Origin of the sequence: Blautia caecimuris, from assembly GCF_024622975.1 — a bacterium.
GTDB lineage: Bacteria > Bacillota > Clostridia > Lachnospirales > Lachnospiraceae > Blautia_A > Blautia_A caecimuris.
The window spans coordinates 57,157-77,490 of the sequence record NZ_JANJZT010000022.1 but is presented as its reverse complement, the minus strand read 5'-3'; the positions used below and the strand labels follow the sequence as shown (position 1 = coordinate 77,490).

At 44.0% G+C, this 20,334-nt stretch carries 19 protein-coding genes; 14 read left to right on the top strand and 5 right to left on the bottom strand.

The window, feature by feature from the left end:
• Positions 1–912: LPXTG cell wall anchor domain-containing protein (locus NSA57_RS13785; protein ID WP_257465122.1), on the top strand; the 912-nt coding region annotated here is incomplete at its 5' end.
• 409 nt (positions 913–1,321) lie between these two features.
• On the top strand, positions 1,322–2,215 hold the full coding sequence (locus NSA57_RS13780; RefSeq protein WP_330671348.1) for a BRO family protein: 894 nt from the start codon (positions 1,322–1,324) through the stop codon (positions 2,213–2,215).
• Positions 2,216–2,396: 181 nt separating this feature from the next.
• On the opposite strand, the gene NSA57_RS13775 is transcribed toward NSA57_RS13780, so the two are convergent.
• Both NSA57_RS13775 and NSA57_RS13770 read right to left on the bottom strand, forming a co-directional pair.
• Positions 2,397–3,713 (bottom strand): replication-associated recombination protein A, encoded by a 1,317-nt coding sequence (locus NSA57_RS13775; protein ID WP_257465120.1) that lies wholly within the window; start codon positions 3,711–3,713, stop codon positions 2,397–2,399.
• 76 nt (positions 3,714–3,789) lie between these two features.
• The gene (locus tag NSA57_RS13770; RefSeq protein WP_257465119.1) at positions 3,790–4,512 is read right to left on the bottom strand and encodes a phosphatase; all 723 of its coding nucleotides are present in this window, start codon (positions 4,510–4,512) and stop codon (positions 3,790–3,792) included.
• Positions 4,513–4,701: 189 nt separating this feature from the next.
• On the opposite strand from NSA57_RS13770, the gene NSA57_RS13765 reads away from it, so the two are divergent.
• On the top strand, positions 4,702–5,025 hold the full coding sequence (locus tag NSA57_RS13765; protein ID WP_147598701.1) for a YerC/YecD family TrpR-related protein: 324 nt from the start codon (positions 4,702–4,704) through the stop codon (positions 5,023–5,025).
• A 55-nt stretch (positions 5,026–5,080) separates the two neighbouring features.
• Here NSA57_RS13765 and NSA57_RS13760 read toward each other — a convergent pair whose 3' ends face one another.
• Positions 5,081–6,754 (bottom strand): N-acetylmuramoyl-L-alanine amidase, encoded by a 1,674-nt coding sequence (locus tag NSA57_RS13760; protein WP_257465118.1) that lies wholly within the window; start codon positions 6,752–6,754, stop codon positions 5,081–5,083.
• Positions 6,755–7,006: 252 nt separating this feature from the next.
• Here NSA57_RS13760 and NSA57_RS13755 point away from each other — a divergent pair, with 252 nt between their 5' ends.
• Complete coding sequence (locus tag NSA57_RS13755) at positions 7,007–8,083, top strand: serine hydrolase (RefSeq protein ID WP_257465117.1); 1,077 nt, start codon at positions 7,007–7,009, stop codon at positions 8,081–8,083.
• An 86-nt stretch (positions 8,084–8,169) separates the two neighbouring features.
• Entirely contained in the window at positions 8,170–9,123 is a 954-nt protein-coding gene (locus NSA57_RS13750) for an SH3 domain-containing protein (protein ID WP_257465116.1), read from the top strand.
• Between the two features lie 90 nt (positions 9,124–9,213).
• On the opposite strand, the gene NSA57_RS13745 is transcribed toward NSA57_RS13750, so the two are convergent.
• A complete protein-coding gene (locus NSA57_RS13745; protein WP_173752608.1) occupies positions 9,214–9,843 on the bottom strand; it encodes a DUF1836 domain-containing protein in 630 nt (209 codons plus the stop codon).
• 154 nt (positions 9,844–9,997) lie between these two features.
• Positions 9,998–10,855 carry an AraC family transcriptional regulator gene (locus NSA57_RS13740; RefSeq protein ID WP_257465115.1) on the bottom strand — a complete coding sequence of 286 codons (858 nt, stop codon included), beginning with the start codon at positions 10,853–10,855 and terminating at the stop codon, positions 9,998–10,000.
• Between the two features lie 276 nt (positions 10,856–11,131).
• On the opposite strand from NSA57_RS13740, the gene NSA57_RS13735 reads away from it, so the two are divergent.
• The 9 genes from NSA57_RS13735 (at position 11,132) to NSA57_RS13695 (ending at position 20,330) form a co-directional block, all read left to right on the top strand.
• Positions 11,132–12,430, top strand: coding sequence for an ABC transporter substrate-binding protein (locus tag NSA57_RS13735; protein ID WP_147598697.1), 1,299 nt, complete (start codon positions 11,132–11,134; stop codon positions 12,428–12,430).
• Complete coding sequence (locus tag NSA57_RS13730; protein WP_022066881.1) at positions 12,427–13,296, top strand: carbohydrate ABC transporter permease; 870 nt, start codon at positions 12,427–12,429, stop codon at positions 13,294–13,296. The genes NSA57_RS13735 and NSA57_RS13730 overlap by 4 nt, the downstream gene beginning before the upstream one ends.
• Complete coding sequence (locus tag NSA57_RS13725; protein WP_147598695.1) at positions 13,296–14,144, top strand: carbohydrate ABC transporter permease; 849 nt, start codon at positions 13,296–13,298, stop codon at positions 14,142–14,144. The genes NSA57_RS13730 and NSA57_RS13725 overlap by 1 nt, the downstream gene beginning before the upstream one ends.
• Positions 14,145–14,219: 75 nt before the next feature.
• Entirely contained in the window at positions 14,220–16,406 is a 2,187-nt protein-coding gene (locus NSA57_RS13720) for an alpha-galactosidase (RefSeq protein WP_257465114.1), read from the top strand.
• A 252-nt stretch (positions 16,407–16,658) separates the two neighbouring features.
• A complete protein-coding gene (locus NSA57_RS13715) occupies positions 16,659–16,826 on the top strand; it encodes a FeoB-associated Cys-rich membrane protein (RefSeq protein ID WP_022066878.1) in 168 nt (55 codons plus the stop codon).
• Positions 16,827–16,948: 122 nt separating this feature from the next.
• Complete coding sequence (locus NSA57_RS13710) at positions 16,949–17,383, top strand: DMT family transporter (protein WP_147598692.1); 435 nt, start codon at positions 16,949–16,951, stop codon at positions 17,381–17,383.
• Positions 17,384–17,553: 170 nt separating this feature from the next.
• Complete coding sequence (locus NSA57_RS13705; protein WP_147598691.1) at positions 17,554–18,204, top strand: ComEA family DNA-binding protein; 651 nt, start codon at positions 17,554–17,556, stop codon at positions 18,202–18,204.
• An 11-nt stretch (positions 18,205–18,215) separates the two neighbouring features.
• Positions 18,216–18,905 (top strand): response regulator transcription factor, encoded by a 690-nt coding sequence (locus NSA57_RS13700; protein WP_022067899.1) that lies wholly within the window; start codon positions 18,216–18,218, stop codon positions 18,903–18,905.
• 3 nt (positions 18,906–18,908) lie between these two features.
• Positions 18,909–20,330, top strand: coding sequence for a sensor histidine kinase (locus tag NSA57_RS13695; RefSeq protein ID WP_257465113.1), 1,422 nt, complete (start codon positions 18,909–18,911; stop codon positions 20,328–20,330).
• Positions 20,331–20,334 lie beyond the last annotated feature (4 nt).

Genomic DNA, 20,334 nt, shown 5'->3' with positions numbered 1-20,334 from the left:
AACATCCTTACATCTGGAATCAAACTTGATGAGAACGCAACATACTTCAACACAAGCATCCTTACAGATGTACCATACGGTTGGGAAATTGCAAATGTAGGAGATGTTCCGGTAGACTTTGAGACAAACTCAGCAACAGTAGTAGTAAGAGAGAAAGTATACCAGAGAGACGTTGTAATCAATTATGTAGATGAGGAAGGAAATAATATTCTGACATCTGGAATCAAACTTGATGAGAACGCAACATACTTCAACACAAGCATCCTTACAGATGTACCATACGGTTGGGAAATTGCAAATGTAGGAGATATCCCGGTAGACTTTGAAACAAATTCTGCAAACGTAGTAGTAAGACAGAAAAAATATACAAAAGATGTTACAGTTAAATATGTGACAGAAGAAGGTGAAGAAGTAGGTACAGGTACACTTGTTGTAGATGAAAAAGATACATACATCAACACAAGTATTCTTACAGATGTACCGGAAGGTTATGTAATTGCAATCATTGGAGATCTTCCAATTGAGGATAACACAGTGGTAGTTACAGTCCGTGCAGAGAAAGAAGATCCGGAAGAGCCGACTCCGACCCCAGATCCGGAAGAGCCGACTCCTACTCCAGACCCAGAAGAGCCGACTCCTACTCCTAATCCGGAAGACCCAGATCAGCCAATTGATCCGGAAAATCCGACTCCTACTCCAGATCAGAATAAACCAACTGTAGCTCCGGAGAAACCAAACAACAACAATAACCAGAACAACGATCAGAATAAAGCTGATACAAATAAGTCTGAGGTTAAAACAAACAATCCTAAGACTGGCGATGCAACAAATACTGTACCGTTAGTAGCAGGCTTACTTGGAAGTGGTTCTATGATTGGTCTTATCCAGATGCTTAGAAGAAAGAAAAAATAAATAATTCCATCTCAAAAAATCGGGGCTCATTAAAGAGCTCCGATTTTTTTCATGCATCCAGTAATACATGTTTTAACGGAGTTCATAGTAACGTCTACCGCAATTTCATTGACTTTAGATGGTGACCTAAGGTAGCTAAAAATAGTGGTTTATGCTATACTTATAGCATAAAACTTTTTAGGTTATCCGAAGTTTAAGACTAAATATGAAATTATAAAACAAATTTTTAAATGACAACATAATAAAGGAAATTTCATATGTTGTGATTTGTTGAGTTAAACACAACAGAAATATTAATACAACAAAGAATTCATTATCAGAGAAATTAAGATTAATAGTATAAGAAAAATATATAGGGTAAGGACTGATTGAATTAACGTTTGTGGAGATATGTGAGGAGGTTTTGAGTATGGTAGATCAGAAAATTACCACAAAAGCATTTGAAGATAAACAAATTCGTACTGCATGGAATGCTGAACAGGAAGAATGGTATTTTTCTGTTGTAGATATTGTTGCCGTATTGACAGATAGTGCTGATCCGAAGCAATATATAAAAAAGATGCGTGCTCGCGACCCTGAACTTAATTTGAAGTGGGGTACAATTTGTACCCTGGTTGCTATGCCGACAGTAGATGGAAAAATGAGAAAAATCCAAGCTGCAAAAATGGAAGGTGTATTGAGAATTATTCAATCTGTTCCATCAAAAAAAGCAGAGCCATTAAAAGCATGGTTGGCGAGAGTTGGCAGTGATCGCATTGAGGAGACCATTGATCCAGAGAAAGCCATTGATCGGGCTTTTACTACATATTTGAAAAAGGGATATGATGAAGATTGGATAAATCAAAGGCTTCTGACTATCCGTGTTCGCAAAGAACTTACAGATGAATGGCACAAGCGCGGCGTACAGGAAGGTAAAGAATATGCCATTCTAACGGATGAGATTACAAAGGCTTGGGCAGGAATGTCTACCAGACAATATAAATCTCTGAAAGGTTTGAAGAAAGAAAATCTTCGTGACAACATGAGTACTACAGAACTTGTCTTAAATATGCTTGCGGAAACTTCTACAAAAGATATTTCCGTAGCTGTTCATCCAGCAGGCTTTGAGGAAAACCGCAGAGTGGCTCGTAGAGGAGGTGAAGTAGCTGGAATTGCGAGAAAGGCTTTAGAAGAACAAACAGGTATTCCGGTTGTTACCAGTATGAAAGCCTCTGATTTTCATAATCTTCTTACATCTATCATAGAGGCGGCTCCTGCATTGGTTGAGGAAGAAGACGGAGAGGATACTGACAATAATGAATAATTTTATGCTATAGAAAATTTGGAAATTAATTCAGGGAACATTAACTCTTTCTAATGCAGAGGCGGTTGCCCAGAAAGCAGAAGAGCTGGTTGCTGTTTGTGCCTGTAATAACTGAGAGCTGGATTATCAGCTTTTTATTTCATATGGAAGAACTTATAATAACTGGCAAAATCGGGGCTCATTAAAGAGCTCCGATTTTTTTCATGTGTTCTTTTAAGGTTTTTTCATATCCCATATCACTTAACTCGTAAAAATGTTCATTCTGTATTTCAGAAGGAAGGTACTGCTGTCTGACATAGTGATCCGGGTAATTGTGGGCATACTGATAACCGATTCCTTTGCCAAGCTTTTCGTGGCCGCCGTAGTGGGCGTCCTGAAGATGAACCGGCACAGTAGTCCGTGTTTTTTTTACAGAGTCCATGGCAGCAGCGATTGCGTTTACTGCAGAGTTGCTTTTTGGGGCGCAGGCCATATAGGCAACAGCCTGGGAGAGAATAATCTGAGATTCCGGCATACCTACCCGCTCAACAGCCTGTGCGGCAGCGGCAGCTACACAGATTGCCTGAGGATCAGCGTTTCCAATATCCTCGGATGCCAGTATCATGATTCTTCGGGCAATAAATTTGACGTCCTCCCCTGCATAGAGCATTTTAGCCAGATAGTATACAGCTGCATCCGGGTCGGAGCCGCGCATACTTTTTATAAAGGCAGAAATAATATCATAGTGATTGTCGCCTTTTTTGTCATACTGAATCACTCGTTTCTGGATGCACTCTGAAGCAACGTCAAGAGTCAGATGGATGAGGCCGTCCTGGCTTTTTGGTGTGGTAAGGATTCCAAGCTCTACTGCATTCAGCGCGCTTCTTGCATCGCCGCCTGCCATATCTGCCAGAAATTCCGCAGCATCCTGATCAATGACAGCGCCATAATTTCCCATGCCCCTGTCACAGTCGTTCACAGCCCGGAGGATCAAAGTCTGAATATCCTCATTGCTCAGAGCTTTCAGTTCAAAGATAATGGATCGGGACAAAAGAGCGCTGTTGACTTCAAAATAAGGGTTTTCTGTAGTTGCGCCGATCAGGATGATTGTTCCGTCCTCTACAAAAGGAAGAAGATAATCCTGCTGTCCTTTGTTAAAGCGATGGATCTCATCAATAAAAAGAATCGTCTTTTTGCCGTACATCCCCAGATTATCCTGGGCTTCCTTTACAACGGCTTCCATATCTTTTTTTCCTGCTACAGTTGCATTGATCTGAGTAAAATTAGCGCTGGTAGTATTGGCTATTACTTTTGCCAGTGTTGTTTTGCCTGTTCCGGGAGGTCCGTAAAAGATAACAGAGGTCAGTTTATCAGCCTTGATAGCGCGGTACAGCAGCTTGTCTTTTCCTACAATATGTTCCTGGCCTACAACCTCTTCCAGAGAAGTGGGGCGGAGGCGGGAAGCAAGAGGAGATTCTCTGTCCAGAGTTTTTGATTTTGCATATTCAAATAAATCCATAATAATCACTCCATTTTGAAAGTATAAATCTGGTTTTGTGTTATTACTGTTATCCCTGGGAATGTCAGAAATATTTTTAAAATTTACGGTTTACAAAGGGTTTCAGGGCTTCTGCAGAGCGGTTTAAAACCAGTTCTTCCGGGAAATCAAGCTCTTCAAGAAGGCTGCGCGCGCTTTCAAACTCATTGATGGCGCTGTCAAAATGAGCGTCGCTGCTCATAACAACAGGCACCTGATATTTCATGCACAATTTCAGCATTTCCGTATCATTTTCTTTTGCGCCCTGGCGAAAGCAGGATGGCTCCAGAGAATGGTTATTCAGCTCCAGAACCTTGCCGTATTCTCTGGCTCCCTGAACAAGTGCAGGATAATCAATTTCATAGCGTCCGTCATCCGGGTGGCCGATAATGTTTACATAGGGATTTTTCATAACATTCAGGTATGCTTCTGTGTTTTCAGCGCGTGAACCCGGTTTCATGCAGGGAAGATGAAGGCTGGCGATCACCACGTCCATATTTCTGAGTTCTTTTTCCCCCAGATCTACCTGTCCGTCTGAATCAAGAATATTAAGCTCAGTACCCAAAAGCAGCCGGATGCCGTGCAGCTCTCTGGGGACAACCTTCAGGTTATGAAAGTAAAAGTTATGGCAGGTACCGGGCATGGCAGGCGCATGCTCTGTAATTCCGAGAATTTCAAGGCCTTTTCCGGCAGCAGCGGCAGCCATTTCGTGAATGGTGCAGTAGGCATGTCCGCTGGCAACTGTATGTGTATGAAGATCAAGAACAGATGCGTATTTCATAAAAACCTCCGTTTTCAGTTTTATTTCCTTGTATCCCCTTTATTATACTCCATTTTGTGCCATTTGAGGATACCTGTATTTTCTCTGTATGTTATCTGTTTTTCCGGCAAAAAGCACTTGCCTATCACGTGCTAAAGTGTTAAAATGTGTTATGCAGTAATAGGACAGTGATTTAAAGGAGCAGAGAATATGGGTAAAAAAATCAGAACAGAAGAGGTAGATCACCTATTTGAAGCGATTCTTTGTTTAAAAGATAAAGAAGAATGTTATACGTTTTTTGAGGATGTATGTACGATCAATGAACTTCTTTCTTTGTCACAGCGTTTTGAGGTAGCAAAAATGCTGACGGATAAACGGACATATCTGGATATCTCAGAAAAAACAGGTGCATCCACTGCCACTATCAGCCGTGTAAACCGTTCTCTGAATTACGGAAATGACGGCTACGAAATGGTTTTTTCCAGAATGAGAGAAAAGGAAGCTCAGAAAGAAAATTCCGAAAAAACAGAATAATACACAGATTAAAAAGAGCAGAGAATACGGGCTTTACCGCATCTCTGCTTTTTTCTTATGAAGGAGTGTCCGGAGATTTGGACTCAGAGGTCATATACTGGTATATGTCCGCAGAAATCTTTTTTGTATTTTCTTTGGCTTCTGAGGAATTTTTTATATTATTGGACAAAACACAGAATACATAGGGGCTGGCGCTGTCCAGTACAACTGCCATATTGTTTTCAACAGAATCTGACTGAGTGCCTTCTGTACCGGCAGTTTCTGTTTCAGCCGGCAAACCTGAGAGAATCTTATCCTTTTCTGCCTGCTGCTTCAGAAGGGACAGCATTTCTGAGGAAGCACTGCTGTTTACTAATGTCTGATTATAGATTTCAGAAAGAAGGCGGCAGCAGTCTGAGGCGCTGGTGGTATTGGTTTTTTCTGAGCTGTCTGCGGTAAGTGGCGCTTCCAGTCTGGTGGATGTAAATCCATGATCCTGGCAGAACTGGTTTACAGCAGCAGCGCCTGATTTAAAATCTCCGTTTCCCAGAAGGGCAACAAGTTCATTGGCAGCGTTGCTGTCATTGGATGCGATCATCTTTTGGAGAAGGGGCTTCAGGGTTTTCTGATAATCGACGGATGCCTCTGAGGCCGGATCAGGATAAACCAGCTTTTCATATACGGCGCCCATGATATAGGACCGGATCAGACCGGCAGCCTGCATGGTCTCTTCTGCATGGATGGTGCTGTAATCGTCAGTAGCAGGGTCCATAACAGCAATTGCCCAGTTTTCACCTGATTTTTCCAAAGGAGAAGTATACTGAGTCTGAAGGCTTTCCGTAAGCTGACTGAGATGCTGGCCTTTGGCTGCTGTCTGCGGTTCTACAATACTGAAATATTCGTCAATTCCGTCTGCAATCCCGGCAACCATTGCCGGATGGTTGGCAGTATTGGTAATATAAAGGTCATCATTCTGATTGCTCATAAATCCCATTTCAAGAATTGCAACAGGGACAGTGCTCCAGTTGGTTCCTGTCATATTGTCAGACGATATAATACCCTGATTTCCAAGCCCTGTGGCAGCGCAGTAGTGGTTGATGATACAGGAAGCAAGAGTGTTGCTTTTTTCTATGATATCTGAGGAAAGATACTGGTTGGCAGAAGTGGGAGCCATGGTCAGGGCTCCGGAAGCAGAGCTGTCTCCTGCGCTGTTTGCATGAATACGCACTGTAATGTCAGCATTTTGCTGAGAAGCCAGCTCCGCACGTTCTTTGTTGCTGATAGCGGTTTCATTATCGGTTCTTGTCATAACAACTCGATAGCCCCTGTCAGTAAGCTCCTGCTGTAAAAGAAGGGAAACCTGCAGGTTGACCTCATATTCCGGAACGCCGGAGAAGTTTCCCTGTGTGCCGGAGGTTGCCTTTGCCTTGGTTTCACTGGAACCGGGAGCCATAGGCTCCGGGGCGCTCATATCAACAGAAGGCCCCTGATGTCCGGGGTCGATCACCACAGTAAAATCACCGCTTCCTGAGGCCGGAGACGCAGCGGTATTGGCGGCGTCCCAGTCGATGCCGGAGGGGGTTCCCTCAGCGGGGGAATCAGAGAAGGCTTCGGAGCCGTCCTCTGTCTGGGAAGAGGGGGGCCCTATCATGGCCTGGCCTTCCTCGCTTTCGTAGGAAGCGCCCAGGGCAGTAACCGGGAAGGTCAGTATAAGAAATCCGGCGGAAAGAAATTTCAGTATTTTTTTCATATGAATCCTCCTGAAAATAATGATTTATGTGATATAAAAATTGAAAAGCATTTGCTGAACATGGATTTTACAGAATCCTGTTTCCTATATGATAAGCTATAATAAACAATTTGAAAAGAAAAAAATACTTGCAAGACTTTTAGATTAAAATTATAATAACAATACATGAAAAAACTGCAAAAAACACGGAATAAAATATGCAAATTGCACACAGGAAAAGGTGGATTGCAGGGGAAGGAATGAAAAAGTTACATGAACGCAAAAAAGGCAGGATTACTGGCTCTGGCGTTCCTGGTAATCTCGGCTCAGTCTTCCTGCGGAACAGACAAGGCGCAGCAGACAGAAGAGGAAGTACAGGAGGTGGCAGAGGCGCCTGCAGAGGAACAGGAAGAGACACAGCCGGAAATTACTCCGGGAGAAATGCAGGGGCCTCAGCCCGAGGCGGAGGAACCGGAAAATTCAGAACCACAGGGAGATCCGGATCATCATCCGGAGCCGCCGCCTGAGGAGGAGATACAGAATGGCACAGGGGACGGAGCGCTTTCACCTCCGTCAGATGCTTCATCAGGAAGTGTGTTCGGGGGAACTCAATCCTCAGGGGCAGTAACAGATGAATCGCTTTCCGGACTGCTTTCCAGTCTGGCGTTTCCCACAAATAACGGAAGCTGGTCCGCATATGTATGTAATATTTCAGCAAACACAGAGGGAAGTGTCAATGAACACAGAATGCAGGCAGCCAGTCTCATCAAGCTTTATATTATGGGAGCTGCTTATGAGAATTATGATAATCTGGCAGCGCAGTACGGTCAGGGAAACGTGGACAGCAATCTCCGTTCCATGATTACTGTCAGCGACAATGATGCGGCAAATACTCTTACCGGATATCTGGGAGGCGGAGACGCTGCTGTGGGAATGAATGTTGTCAATGAATACTGCAGTGTAAACGGATACAGCAATACGCACATGGGAAGGCTTTTGCTGCACAGCAATGAACTGGATGATAATTATACGTCTCCTGCAGACTGCGGACATTTTCTTAAAAAGGTTTATGACGGCTGGAAGGCAGGAGATCCCAGGGCAGCGGCACAGTTTGATCTTCTGGCAGGCCAGGAGAGAAGGAACAAGATTCCGGCCCGGATGCCTGCAGGCGTCAGTGTGGCAAATAAAACAGGGGAGCTTGCAGATGTGGAAAACGATGCGGGAATTATTTACAATACACAAAATGATCTGATTCTTGTATTTATGTCAGAGCAGCTTTCAGAAGCAGGCTCTGCCCAGAGCACCATAGCGGCGCTGAGCCGGCAGATTTACGACTATTATCAGCAGTAGGAAAGGCAGCAGAAGGGACGTCGTTTACAGGGATTGAAACAGCAAAGGAGCTGATTCACATAATATTCTAAAAGGAGGACAACGATATGAGTAGGAAATGGAAAGAGTTTTCAGGAATTGCCCTTTTGAAATGGGCGGCGCTATTTGCAGTGGCATTTGTGCTGTCTCTGCCTGTAACAGCAGAGACCGGATTTGCGGCAAATAATTACACAGTAACAGTTGCTTCAGGATACCTTGCTCTGAGAAATGCAAAAGCCTACGATTCATCCAATGAGATCGGAGAGCTGTATACCGGGGATACGGTGGATGTAACGGATTCAAGTGGGTCTACTTACTGGACTGTTTATTCTCCAAAGCATGGAAAAACAGGATATGTGAACAGAGCGTATCTGGCAAATTCAGCAGGCTCCAGAACAGTAAAGGTAGACAGCGGTTATCTTGCCCTGAGAAACGACAAGGCCTATGACAGCAAAAATGAGGTGGGCAAGCTGTATACCGGAGATACCGTACAGATCGCCAACACAAATGATGACACTTACTGGCTGGTATATGCTCCCGGACTTGGCAAGGGCGGATATGTAAACAAAAATTATCTTCAGGGCACCTCTTCCGGCACTTCAGGAGAAACAAGAACAGTCAGCGTAAGCAAGGGCTATCTTGCTCTGAGAAATGCCAAAGCCTATGATTCATCCAATGAGATTGGGGAACTGTATACAGGAGATACAGTACAGCTGATCGACACCAGCGACGCTACCTACTGGTATGTATATTCTCCGAAGCTTGGCAAAAACGGATTTGTAAACAAGAATTATCTGACAGGAGGTTCTTCTTCCTCAGGAACTGTTACAAAAACAGTCAGCGTAAGTAAGGGATATCTTGCTTTGAGAAGTGCCAAAGCCTATGACGCAGCCAATGAGATCGGGGAATTATATACCGGCGATACGGTACAGGTAACGGATACCAGTGATTCAACCTACTGGTATGTATATTCTCCAAAGCTTGGAAAAAGCGGATATGTAAATAAAGATTATCTTTACTGATAAAAAAGAACTTCGCTGAAATGTAAAGCGAAATGCAAAAAGGGGGCTTGAAAAAGTCCCCTTTTATATCACCGGTGATCAGAAGCAATGTTATTTTTTCGATTTTTTGCTTTTGGTAAATTCTTCATTGTTCTCATCCCGCAGTTCATCTACAAGCTGCTCGATGAGCATTTTTTTTGTGTACACATCAAAGCTCAGAAGACAGATAAAGGAAAAAAGCTTCAGAAATCTGCGGTCTTCTTCAGGCGCTGATTCAAAAGTAGCTTCAGCGGTATGGTAGCGTTTTACCAGATCTTCTTTCAGAAGCTCTACCTGGTCCTTTTCCATGCTGAACACCTCGTTGTAGACAGCAGTCAGATCCATGTCTGAATCTGAACGGAAATATTTTTCTGTGATAGGCCCCAGAAGCGTCTGGATGTCATTAATGGAAAGAATGTTTTTAAAATAATAAATAAAAATAAGCAGAAGAAGATGCTCCCTGGAATAACGTTTCTTTTCCGGGGACGGGAGCAGATTATTTTTGGCATAATTATTGATCATGGTTTTTGTCAGGATCTTATCTTCCGGATAACGCTTGGAGGAGGCAAGCTGTTCCTCCATAAAAGTAGTGACCTGATCCATGTATAAATTAATGTTCGGAATATCTTCCGGTTTAATATAATCAATTCTTGAAATACTTTCCAGTATACTGCCTATCATATCCTGTGTATTGATCGTCATAGTTTATCACCTCTGCATTCTATTATATAGTTTTCAAAACTACTTGTAAATATTTTTCTTACTGATTTTATTTGGAATTAAGGGTTATTGCTACTGATCATACAGCACTGTCCGGCCAGGCGTTTTGGCATAAATACTCCAGGATTCTGAACAGCTATTCATGAATGATCCGGTTTTTCTGTCGGTATTCTCTGGGAGACTGTCCATATACATTTTTGAAAGCCCGGGAAAAGTGAAGCTGATTGGGATAGCCTACCTGAACACTGATGTTTTTCACCGGCATATCTGAGGTTTTCAGAAGTTCTGCGGCTTTGGACATACGGTAGTGGATCAGGAATTCCTGTGGAGCCTGTCCGATCACTTCTTTAAAAATTTTGCCGAAGTAGCTTCTGTCCAGATTCAGTCTCTGAGCCATATCTTCTATGGTAATGGGAAGCGCATAATTCTGAGAGATAAAGGTAATGGCTTCATCCGTATAAAACTGGGATCGTTTTCCGTTCTGAACTCTGCGTCTGGAGGCGGAACCTGTAAGCAGGGCGTCCATGATCAGATAAAGGTGTCCGATCAGATGAAGGGACGAGGTTTCGGAGGGACTGGAAGCCAGATGGAGCAGTTCACTTTTCAGAGTTTCGGAAATCTGATGGGAGGTGGGGATAAAAACAGGGGATTCCGTGGAAAGTCCCGCAGTATCCAGGATCTCTTTTGCCTTCAGTCCGCTGAATTCCACCCATGCATATTCCCAGGGATCTTCTCTGTCGGCGAAATAGGTGTTGATCCGTTCCGGTTCAATGAGAAAACCCATACCGCCGTGAAGCTTGTATTCTTTTGTTGAGGTTTTTGTTTCGTCAACAAGAAGTGTGCCTTTGCCGGAAAAAATATAATGGAACAGAAAGTGATTTCTGACAGAAGGACCAAAGGAGTGGAGAGGACGGCATTTTTCATACCCATACTGGTATAAGGTCAGATCCATAAAGCGGTCGTCAGAAAACACATGGAACAAGGGAATAGGCATATTTATTCCTCCTTTTTAATTTGTATATGTGCAATAGTGCTAAAAAAATAATGATAATTATGTTATTTTTAAACAAAAAAACTTGGTTTTTTTATATTATATACCTGAATGAGTAGTAACTTCAACTATATTCGTGAAAAAACGCATTATGATATAAAAATGGATTCATGCCTCCATTTACCGAAAGATAAGGTAATGATAAAATGGATTCATAAGAAACCGTATAAACTGTACAGAATATAAAGGGATCGAAAAACAGAGGAAAGGGGAAACGTAATGAGAAAAGTAAAACTGTTTACCTGGGCAGCCCTGGCAGGAATTCTTGGTTCCGGTATGGTGCTGTCCGGCTGCGGAGCTTCGGAAAAGGACAATGAAAAGACAAAAATAGAAATGGTCCAGTACAAACCGGAGGCAGTAAAAGCTTTTGAGAAGATGGAAGAAAAATTTAATGCCTCTCATGATGATATTGAGCTGGTCATAGAGTCTCCCAATGAGGCTATGACTGTTTTGAAGACCAGATTTATCAAAGAGGATCAGCCGGATATTATCGGAATCGGAGGAGATATTAATTATTCCAATTTTCTGGATGCGGATATGCTGATGGATATTTCTGACTTTGAGGGACTGGCAGATATCAAGCAGGCATATCTGGACATTGACAAAAATCTGGAATTTATTCCAAAGGATGGAGTATATGCAGTTCCTTATGCCGCAAATGCCGCAGGTATTCTTTATAACAAGGATATGTTTGAAGAAAATGGATGGGAGATCCCTGAAACCTGGAATGAGTTTCTTGAACTTCTTGATACCATTCAGGCATCCGGACAGCAGCCGCTTTATTTTGGATTTAAGGATGTCTGGACCTGTCTGGCGCCCTGGAATGCAATGGCCTGTGATCTGGCTCCCGCAGATGTGTGCCAGCAGGTAAACAGAGGAGAGACGACTTTCTCAGTGGAATACCGGGAACTGGCAGAAAAGATCCTTCAGCTTCTTCCCTATGCTCAGGAGGATCCTTATGCATACAGCTATAATGACGCCTGCACAGCTTTTGCAAGAGGAGAGTCTGCCATGTACTGTATCGGAAGCTATGCGGTACCTCAGATTAAATCAGTAAATCCTGATATGAATATTGATTCTTTTGTGTTCCCGGCAAATGACAGCGCAGACGGTCAGATCCTGAACTCAGGTGTTGACCTTCAGTTCTGCGTTATGGAGGACTGCAAAGACAAAGAAGCCGCCTATGAGGTTCTGCGTTTTATGCTGGAGGATGAAAACATCCAGATTTATCTGGACGATCAGAATGCTGTGCCGTGCAAAGAGGGAGACTTTACCCTGCCTTCTATGCTGGACGGTATGAAGGAATATATTGAACAGGGAAAAATGACAGATTATCAGGATCATTACTATCCGGCGGAAATGGCTGTGGATGCAATGATACAGACATATCTTATGAATCAGGATACAGATGCCTGGCTGAAAAAATTTGACAGCGACTGGAAGCGATACAACCGTGATCTGATCCGCAAGGTGCAGGAATACCAGGAGGAAAACGGGGAAGGAGGAAGTAGATCATGAAAGGAAATGACAGAAAACGTACTTTTTTGCTGATTACCATTCCGATTCTGGCATTATTTTTTGTTTTTAATACGCTGCCTCTGATCAAGGGATTTATTTACAGCTTTACAAACTTTAAAGGGTATGGAAGCTATGACTGGGTAGGACTCAGAAATTATATTGATCTTTTTCAGGACGTAAGAGTAGGGAAATCCTATTTGTTTACCTTTAAGTTTGCCATTGTGGCAACTATTATTGTAAATATTTTCAGTCTGATCCTTGCGCTGGGGCTGAACAGTAAGATACGGGCAAAAAGTGCGCTCAGAGGAATCTATTTTATTCCCAATGTTCTGGGCGGCCTGGTAGTGGGTTATATTTTCAGCTTTATCTTTACTTATATTCTTCCAGCTGTGGGAAAAGCTCTTGGAATTGATTTTCTCAGCAGCAGTATGCTGGCAGATACAAAGAGCGCATGGTTTGCCATTGTAATCGTGGCTGCATGGCAGGCAATTGCAATGAATACGATCATTTATATTTCCGGTCTTCAGACTGTGCCGGAGGATGTGTATGAGGCGGGGGCCATTGACGGGGCAACCGGATGGACAAAATTCAAAAACCTGACTTTCCCGCTGATCGTGCCGTTTTTTACCATCAATATGGTTCTCTGTATGAAAAACTTCCTGATGGCATTTGATCAGATCATGGCTCTGACAAAAGGCGGCCCTGCACAGAGCACAGAATCTATCTCATTTTTAATCTACAAAAATGGTATGGACGGCGGACAGTTTGGATTCCAGAGCGCCAATGCAGTGATATTTTTTGTAGTCATTGTTGCAATTTCTGTATTTCAGCTGACATTTATGAATAAGAAGGAGGAGCAGTTATAATGAAAGAAAAATGCAAGCACACCGGTAAAACAAACTGGCCTGTAACAATTCTTCTGATCATGGGCTGTTTTACGATCTTTTTTCCTCTTTATATGGCTGTGATCATTGCTTTTAAAAAGCCCTCTGAAATGACAAACGATATTATGGGAGCGCTTTCCTTTCCTTCTTCCTGGAGCTTTGACAATTTTGCTGAGGCAATGAGAGTGACTGACTTCTGGAATTCTCTGGGAAATTCTCTGCTGATCACAGCGCTGACAGTAATAATTGCCATTCTGGTACATTCTCTTGCAGGATATGCCATTGGAAGAAATATGGGAAACAGTAAATTTTATAAATTCGCATATCTCTACATCGTTAGCGGAATGTTTGTTCCTTTTGCTATTCTTATGATGCCTCTGGTAAAACAGACATCTCAGATGGGAATCGGAAACAGGGCTGGAGTAATTATCCTTTATGTGGTATTTTATATGCCTATGAATCTTCTTCTGTATTCCGGATATCTGAAAAATATTCCTCTTGCACTGGAAGAGGCTGCAAGAGTGGACGGAGCGGGAACCTGGAAAACTTACTGGAGTATTATTTTTCCGGTGATGAAGCCCATGCATGCAACGGTTGCCGTACTGACTGCCCTGGGAACCTGGAATGACGTAATGACGCCTCTTGTAATTATGTCCGGCACAGGCAAGAATACTCTGCCTCTGGCGCAGCTTAATTTCCAGACGCAGTTCGGAACAAATTATAACCTGGCCTTTGCATCCTATCTGCTGGCTCTGATCCCGATTCTGCTGTTTTATCTGTTCTGTCAGAAACAGATTCTGAACGGTGTGGTAAACGGAGCAGTGAAATAGAAGTGAAATGATAAAAACAGAATTGAAATCATAAAGAAAGTATATCTCCACAGGGGATAAAGTGAGGAAACAATTATGGCAATAGCAGTGAATGAAAAAGTATTTACCCTTTGCACAAAAAACAGCATGTACCAGATGAAAGCAGATGAACATGGGGTACTGCTTCATACCTACTATGGAAAAAGAACAGAGCAGATGGATTTTTCCTATCTGATCCAGAAGAGGGATCACGGATTTTCCGGAAATCCTTATGATGCAGAAACGGACAGAAAATATTCACTGGATACGCTGCCTCAGGAATATTCCTGTCAGGGAAACGGCGACTACAGGGAAAGCGCTTTTGCTGTAAGAAACCAGTATGGAGTTTCTGCTTCTGATCTTAGGTTCCAGGGGTATGAGATTCTGAAAGGCAAATATGAGATTCCGGGTTTACCGGCATTTTACGCAGAAGACAGCGCACAGGCGGACACACTTGTGATATCCATGAAAGACCGGGACGGGGAAATTCTGGTAAAGCTTTATTATGGTGTGTTTGAGGAATTTGACCTGATCACAAGGGCAGTCTGTGTGGAAAACCTGGGAGAAGAGGAGGTTTATTTGGAAAGAGCCCTGTCCTGCTGTGTGGATCAGACCTGCGGAAACTGGGACTGGATGACGTTTTATGGAAAACATGAAATGGAACGACAGGTTTCCCGTACGCAAGTTCATCATGGCATACAGTCTGTGGGAAGTTTAAGAGGAACCTCCAGTCACCAGTATAATCCTTTTGTGGTTCTGGCAGCTCCTCATACAACAGAAACTCAGGGAAACTGCTTTGGGGTATCTCTTCTTTACAGCGGAAGCTTTCTGGCTCAGGTAGAAAAGGACCAGTTTGATCAGACAAGAGTTCTGATGGGAATCCACCCGGGGAATTTCTGCTATAAGCTGCTTCCGGGACAAAGCTTCTGGACGCCGGAGGCCGCTATGGTGTACAGTGACAGCGGTTTTGAGGCAATGAGCCATAATTATCATAAAGCTATCAGAAATCATCTGTGCCGGGGAAAATTTAAGAATGCCAGACGTCCGGTTCTGATCAACAACTGGGAAGGAACTTATTTTGATTTTACAGGGGAAAAGCTTTTCCATATGGCAGAGGAAGCGGCTGATATGGGCGTGGAGCTGTTTGTAATGGATGACGGCTGGTTCGGAAAAAGAGATTCTGATAACAGCGGTCTGGGAGACTGGTATGTCAACGAGAAAAAACTGGGCTGTACTCTTCAGGAACTTTCCGCAAAAATCCATGGTCTTGGCATGAAATTCGGTATCTGGTACGAGCCGGAGTGTGTATCTGAGGACAGCGATCTTTACCGGGCTCATCCGGACTGGGCGTTTACCGTTCCCGGAAGGAAGCCGGTAAGATCAAGAAACCAGCTGGTACTTGATTTTTCCAGACAGGAGGTGCGGGATCATATTTTTGATCAGATGAGCGCCGTACTGGACAGGGCGGAAGTGGATTACCTGAAATGGGATTTTAACCGCAGTATCTGTGACGTATATTCTGCCGCACTTTCTGCAGACCGTCAGGGAGAGGTACTGCACCGTTATGTGCTGGGACTGTATGAGTTTCTGGAGCGGCTTGGAAAACGATATCCGGATATGCTGATGGAAGGCTGCAGCGGCGGCGGAGGACGTTTTGACGCAGGAATGCTTTATTATACTCCTCAGATCTGGTGCAGTGATGACACAGATGCCATTGAACGTCTGGATATCCAGTACGGAACTTCCTTTTGCTACCCGGTCAGCACGATGGGAGCTCATGTATCCGCCTGCCCAAATCATCAGACAGGAAGATCTGTCCCTCTGAGTACACGGGCCACAGTAGCCATGGCAGGAACCTTTGGATATGAGCTTGATCCTGCAAAGCTGACTTCAGAAGAAAAGGCAGAGATCAGGGAACAGATTATAAGGTTTAAAGAGTATTATGAGCTGATACAGACAGGAGATTATTTCCGTCTCACATCTCCGGATACAGAAAGGTATTATTCCGCCTGGGAGTTTGCTGCTTTGGATAAAAAAGAGGCTCTTGTAAGCGTGGTAGCTTCCAGGGTACGTGCCAATGACCAGCCTTCCAGAGTGCTTCTGAGAGGACTTCAGGAAAACGGAATCTATCTCTGTGACGGAAAAGAGTATACAGGAGGCGCGCTGATGTATGCGGGACTTCCATTGCCGGAAGCAAAACAGGAATATGAGAGCTGGAATTTCCATTTTTTATTAAAAGAATAACGAATTTATCATGAACAGAAAATAAGGTTTTACAGCGTGACAGCTGAAAATAGTTTATATATACTAACTTTAATAAGATTGTACATAATTAACACGGATGAGAGACTGGCATTATAAGACACAGAAAGAAGTGAAAAAACGATGCCGCTATCTATGGTAAATCAGGGAGAACCCCATATCGTTATTGGTACGCTGATCTCAGGAGGCTGTGTGGGAACAGGAAAAATCTGACAGAAGTCAGGAGGGATATTAATGGGAACATTTGTTGTACTTGCAGTTCTTATACTGGCAGTAGGGCTGGTGCTGAGAAGTATGATTCGGGCGAAAAAAGCCGGAAAATCTCTTCAGTGCGGCTGTGACTGCTCAAGCTGCGGAGGACATTGCTGCAGTTCAGAGGTAAAAGAAAATCACACAAAATAAAACGTGCAGGAAAGTCTGTGAATAAAAAAGTAATTTCTGTATATGATGATAGTAACAAAAGGCTGGTTAAAAATACCGGCCTTTTTTCATATCTTTATGTTGGATCATATGGAGGGATTACTATGTGGGGATTTATTGTGGCACTTGTTTCAGGCGCGCTTATGAGTATTCAGGGAGTTTTTAACACAGAAGTGACAAAGCAGACCAGCCTGTGGGTATCTACAGGCTGGGTCCAGCTTTCAGCCTTTGCCGTCTGTGTGCTTGCATGGCTTTTTACAGGCAGAGAAAGTATCGCTGCATTGTGGCAGGTGGAAAATAAATATACGCTGCTGGGCGGAGTTATAGGAGCCTTTATCACAGTTACCGTGATTCAGAGCATGGGTGCCCTGGGACCGGCAAAGGCAGCCATGCTGATCGTTGTCTCCCAGCTTCTTGTGGCCTATGTGATCGAGCTTTTTGGACTTTTCGGTGTGGAAAAGGCTGTGTTTGAGTGGAGAAAGGTTGTGGGAATGGCTGTGGCTATTGCAGGTATCATAATCTTTAAATGGCAAAAATAGTACTTACCTATTGTAAAAGCACCGGGAATTCGTTAAAATAGGGTATGGTCAGGTATGAGAATCGGGGAAAAGATAAGGAGTGACCCGATATCAGAGTACAGAAAATAAATCTAAAATCAGTAAATCTGAGAATCCTGTTTCTTTTTTTCCTTTTTATTGTCAGTCCGGGAATGTGCGGCTGCGCAGATAGGGAAACGGAGCTTCTTCTGGAAGAGGAACAGGAGGAACTGTCAGCTCAGGCTGAGGAAACAGCTGATAAGGAGCAGGAGAAGGACCTTGCTTCCCCAGAGGAAGCTGTTACGGAGAAACCGTCTTCTGTGCCCGCGCAGCCGCCGGAGGAAATTTACGTGGATGTGTGCGGAGCTGTTGTGCAGCCGGGAGTATACGCAATGAAGTCTGACAGCAGAGTGTTTCAGGCTATTGAAGCAGCCGGAGGCTTTCTTCCGGATGCGGCGGGAACAAGCATTAATCAGGCCTGCGCGTTAAGTGACGGACAGCAGATTTATGTACCTACAAAAGAAGAGGCGGAAAAGGGAATGGCAGGGCAGCCGTCAGGAGGCGCTGCAGATCCGGGTACCGGCGGAGCTGTAACGGAAGCAGCAGGAACAGGGGAAACGCAGGATTCAGGAACAGTAAATCTGAACACAGCAGATTCTGCAGCGCTTCAGACACTGCCCGGTATCGGCGAAGCCAAGGCCCAGGCCATTCTGGCCTACCGGGAGGAAAAGGGCGGCTTTTCCGGTACGGAGGAGCTGATGAACGTGCCGGGGATCAAGGAAAGCACCTTTTCAAAGATAAAAGACAAGATTGCAGTAGAATAAGGAGATTGTAAATGAGCAGGAAAGTATTAGTGGTAGATGATGAAAAACTGATCGTAAAGGGCATCCGTTTCAATCTGGAACAGGACGGTATGGAAGTGGACTGCGCTTACGATGGTGAGGAAGCAGTGGAAAAGGCAAAGGAAAAGCATTATGACATTATCCTTCTTGATCTTATGCTTCCCAAGATGGACGGCCTTGAAGTCTGCCAGCAGATCAGGGAGTTTTCCAATGTTCCCATTGTAATGCTTACTGCCAAAGGCGAGGATATGGATAAGATCCTGGGACTGGAATACGGCGCAGACGATTACATTACCAAGCCTTTTAACATTCTGGAGGTAAAGGCAAGAATCAAGGCGATCATGCGCCGCGCCCGTTCAGAAAGCGAGGAGAAGGAAAAGGCCAAGACCATTGAGACAGGTGATCTGAAGCTTGACTGCGAGAGCCGTCGTGTGTTTATCGCAGGCAAGGAGATCAATCTGACAGCGAAAGAATTTGATGTGCTTGAGCTGCTTGTATTTAATCCGAACAAGGTTTACAGCCGTGAAAACCTTCTGAATATTGTCTGGGGATATGAATATCCGGGCGATGTGAGAACTGTGGATGTACATATCCGCCGTCTCCGTGAAAAAATCGAGGCGAATCCCAGTGAGCCGAAGTATGTACACACCAAATGGGGTGTAGGCTATTATTTTCAGGCATAAGCCATGAAAAAGAAAAACAGGTTTTTTAAGAGTCTGCGTTTCCGGATCCTGATCATTCTGGTGATTCTGGGAATTGTACCCAGTGTGATCGTTACGCGGATGATGATCGGCAATTATGAGAAACAGGCTGTGGCAGTAAGGGCAGGGGCAGTCAGCAATCAGTGCAGTATTCTTTGCAATCAGATCATTAAGGAAAATTATCTCAATGATCCCAGCTCCGAGGCTGTAAACGGCAAGCTTGAAATGCTGTCCAATGTGTATGGCGGTCGTATCCTGATCGTGGACAGGGATTTTAAGATCGTAAAGGATACCTATCATGTGGATGAGGGGAAAACTCTGGTTTCTCCAAAGATCATCCGCAGCTTTAAGAAAGGGGAACCTACGGATTATCAGAGAAAGGGACAGGTGATCGAGTTCGCAGTTCCTGTGAGAAGTGCGGATGTTCCTCAGATTCAGGGAGCCATGCTGATGACGATCTCCTGCAGTGAGATCACGGCTACCATGATGGAACTGAATTATCAGGGACTTCTTCTGATCGCAGTGATCGTGGTTCTGTCTGTTTTCCTTGGATATATTCTTGCCACTGTTCTGGTGAAGCCTCTTGCCCGTGTAACCAAGTCTATTGAAGATCTTACGGACGGATATCAGAATGATGAGATCTCCGTACCGGATTATACGGAGACAGAGCTGATCACAGATGCTTTTAATAAGATGCTGGCAAGAATGAAGGTTCTGGATGAATCCAGGTCCGAGTTTGTTTCCAATGTGTCCCATGAGCTGAAAACACCAATGACCTCCATGAAGGTTCTGGCAGATTCTCTGGTAGGCCAGCAGGGAGTTCCGGAGGAGCTTTATCAGGAATTTCTGCAGGATATTACTGCTGAGATCGACAGAGAGAACCGGATTATTACAGATCTTCTCAGTCTGGTAAAAATGGATAAAAAGACAGCGGATCTTTCCATACAGCACATGGATATCAACCAGCTTCTTGAGGACATCCTGAAGCGTTTAAGACCTATTGCGGATAAAAGGAGCATTGACCTGATCCTTGACAGCTTCCGTCCGGTGGAGGCGGATGTGGATGAAATCAAATTTACTTCCGCTATCAGTAATCTGGTGGAAAATGCCATTAAATACAATGTGGACGACGGATGGGTCAGAGTATCCATAGACGCGGACCACAAATATTTTTATGTGACTGTGGCAGATTCCGGGATGGGAATTCCGGAAGATTCCCTGGAGCGTATCTTTGAGAGATTTTACCGTGTGGACAAATCACATTCCAGAGAGATCGGAGGCACGGGACTGGGACTTGCCATTACAAGAAGTACCATTGCCATGCATCATGGCGTGATCAAAGTATTCAGCAGAGAAGGCGAGGGAACAACGTTTTCCGTTCGTATTCCGCTGTCATATATTCCGTAGGAGG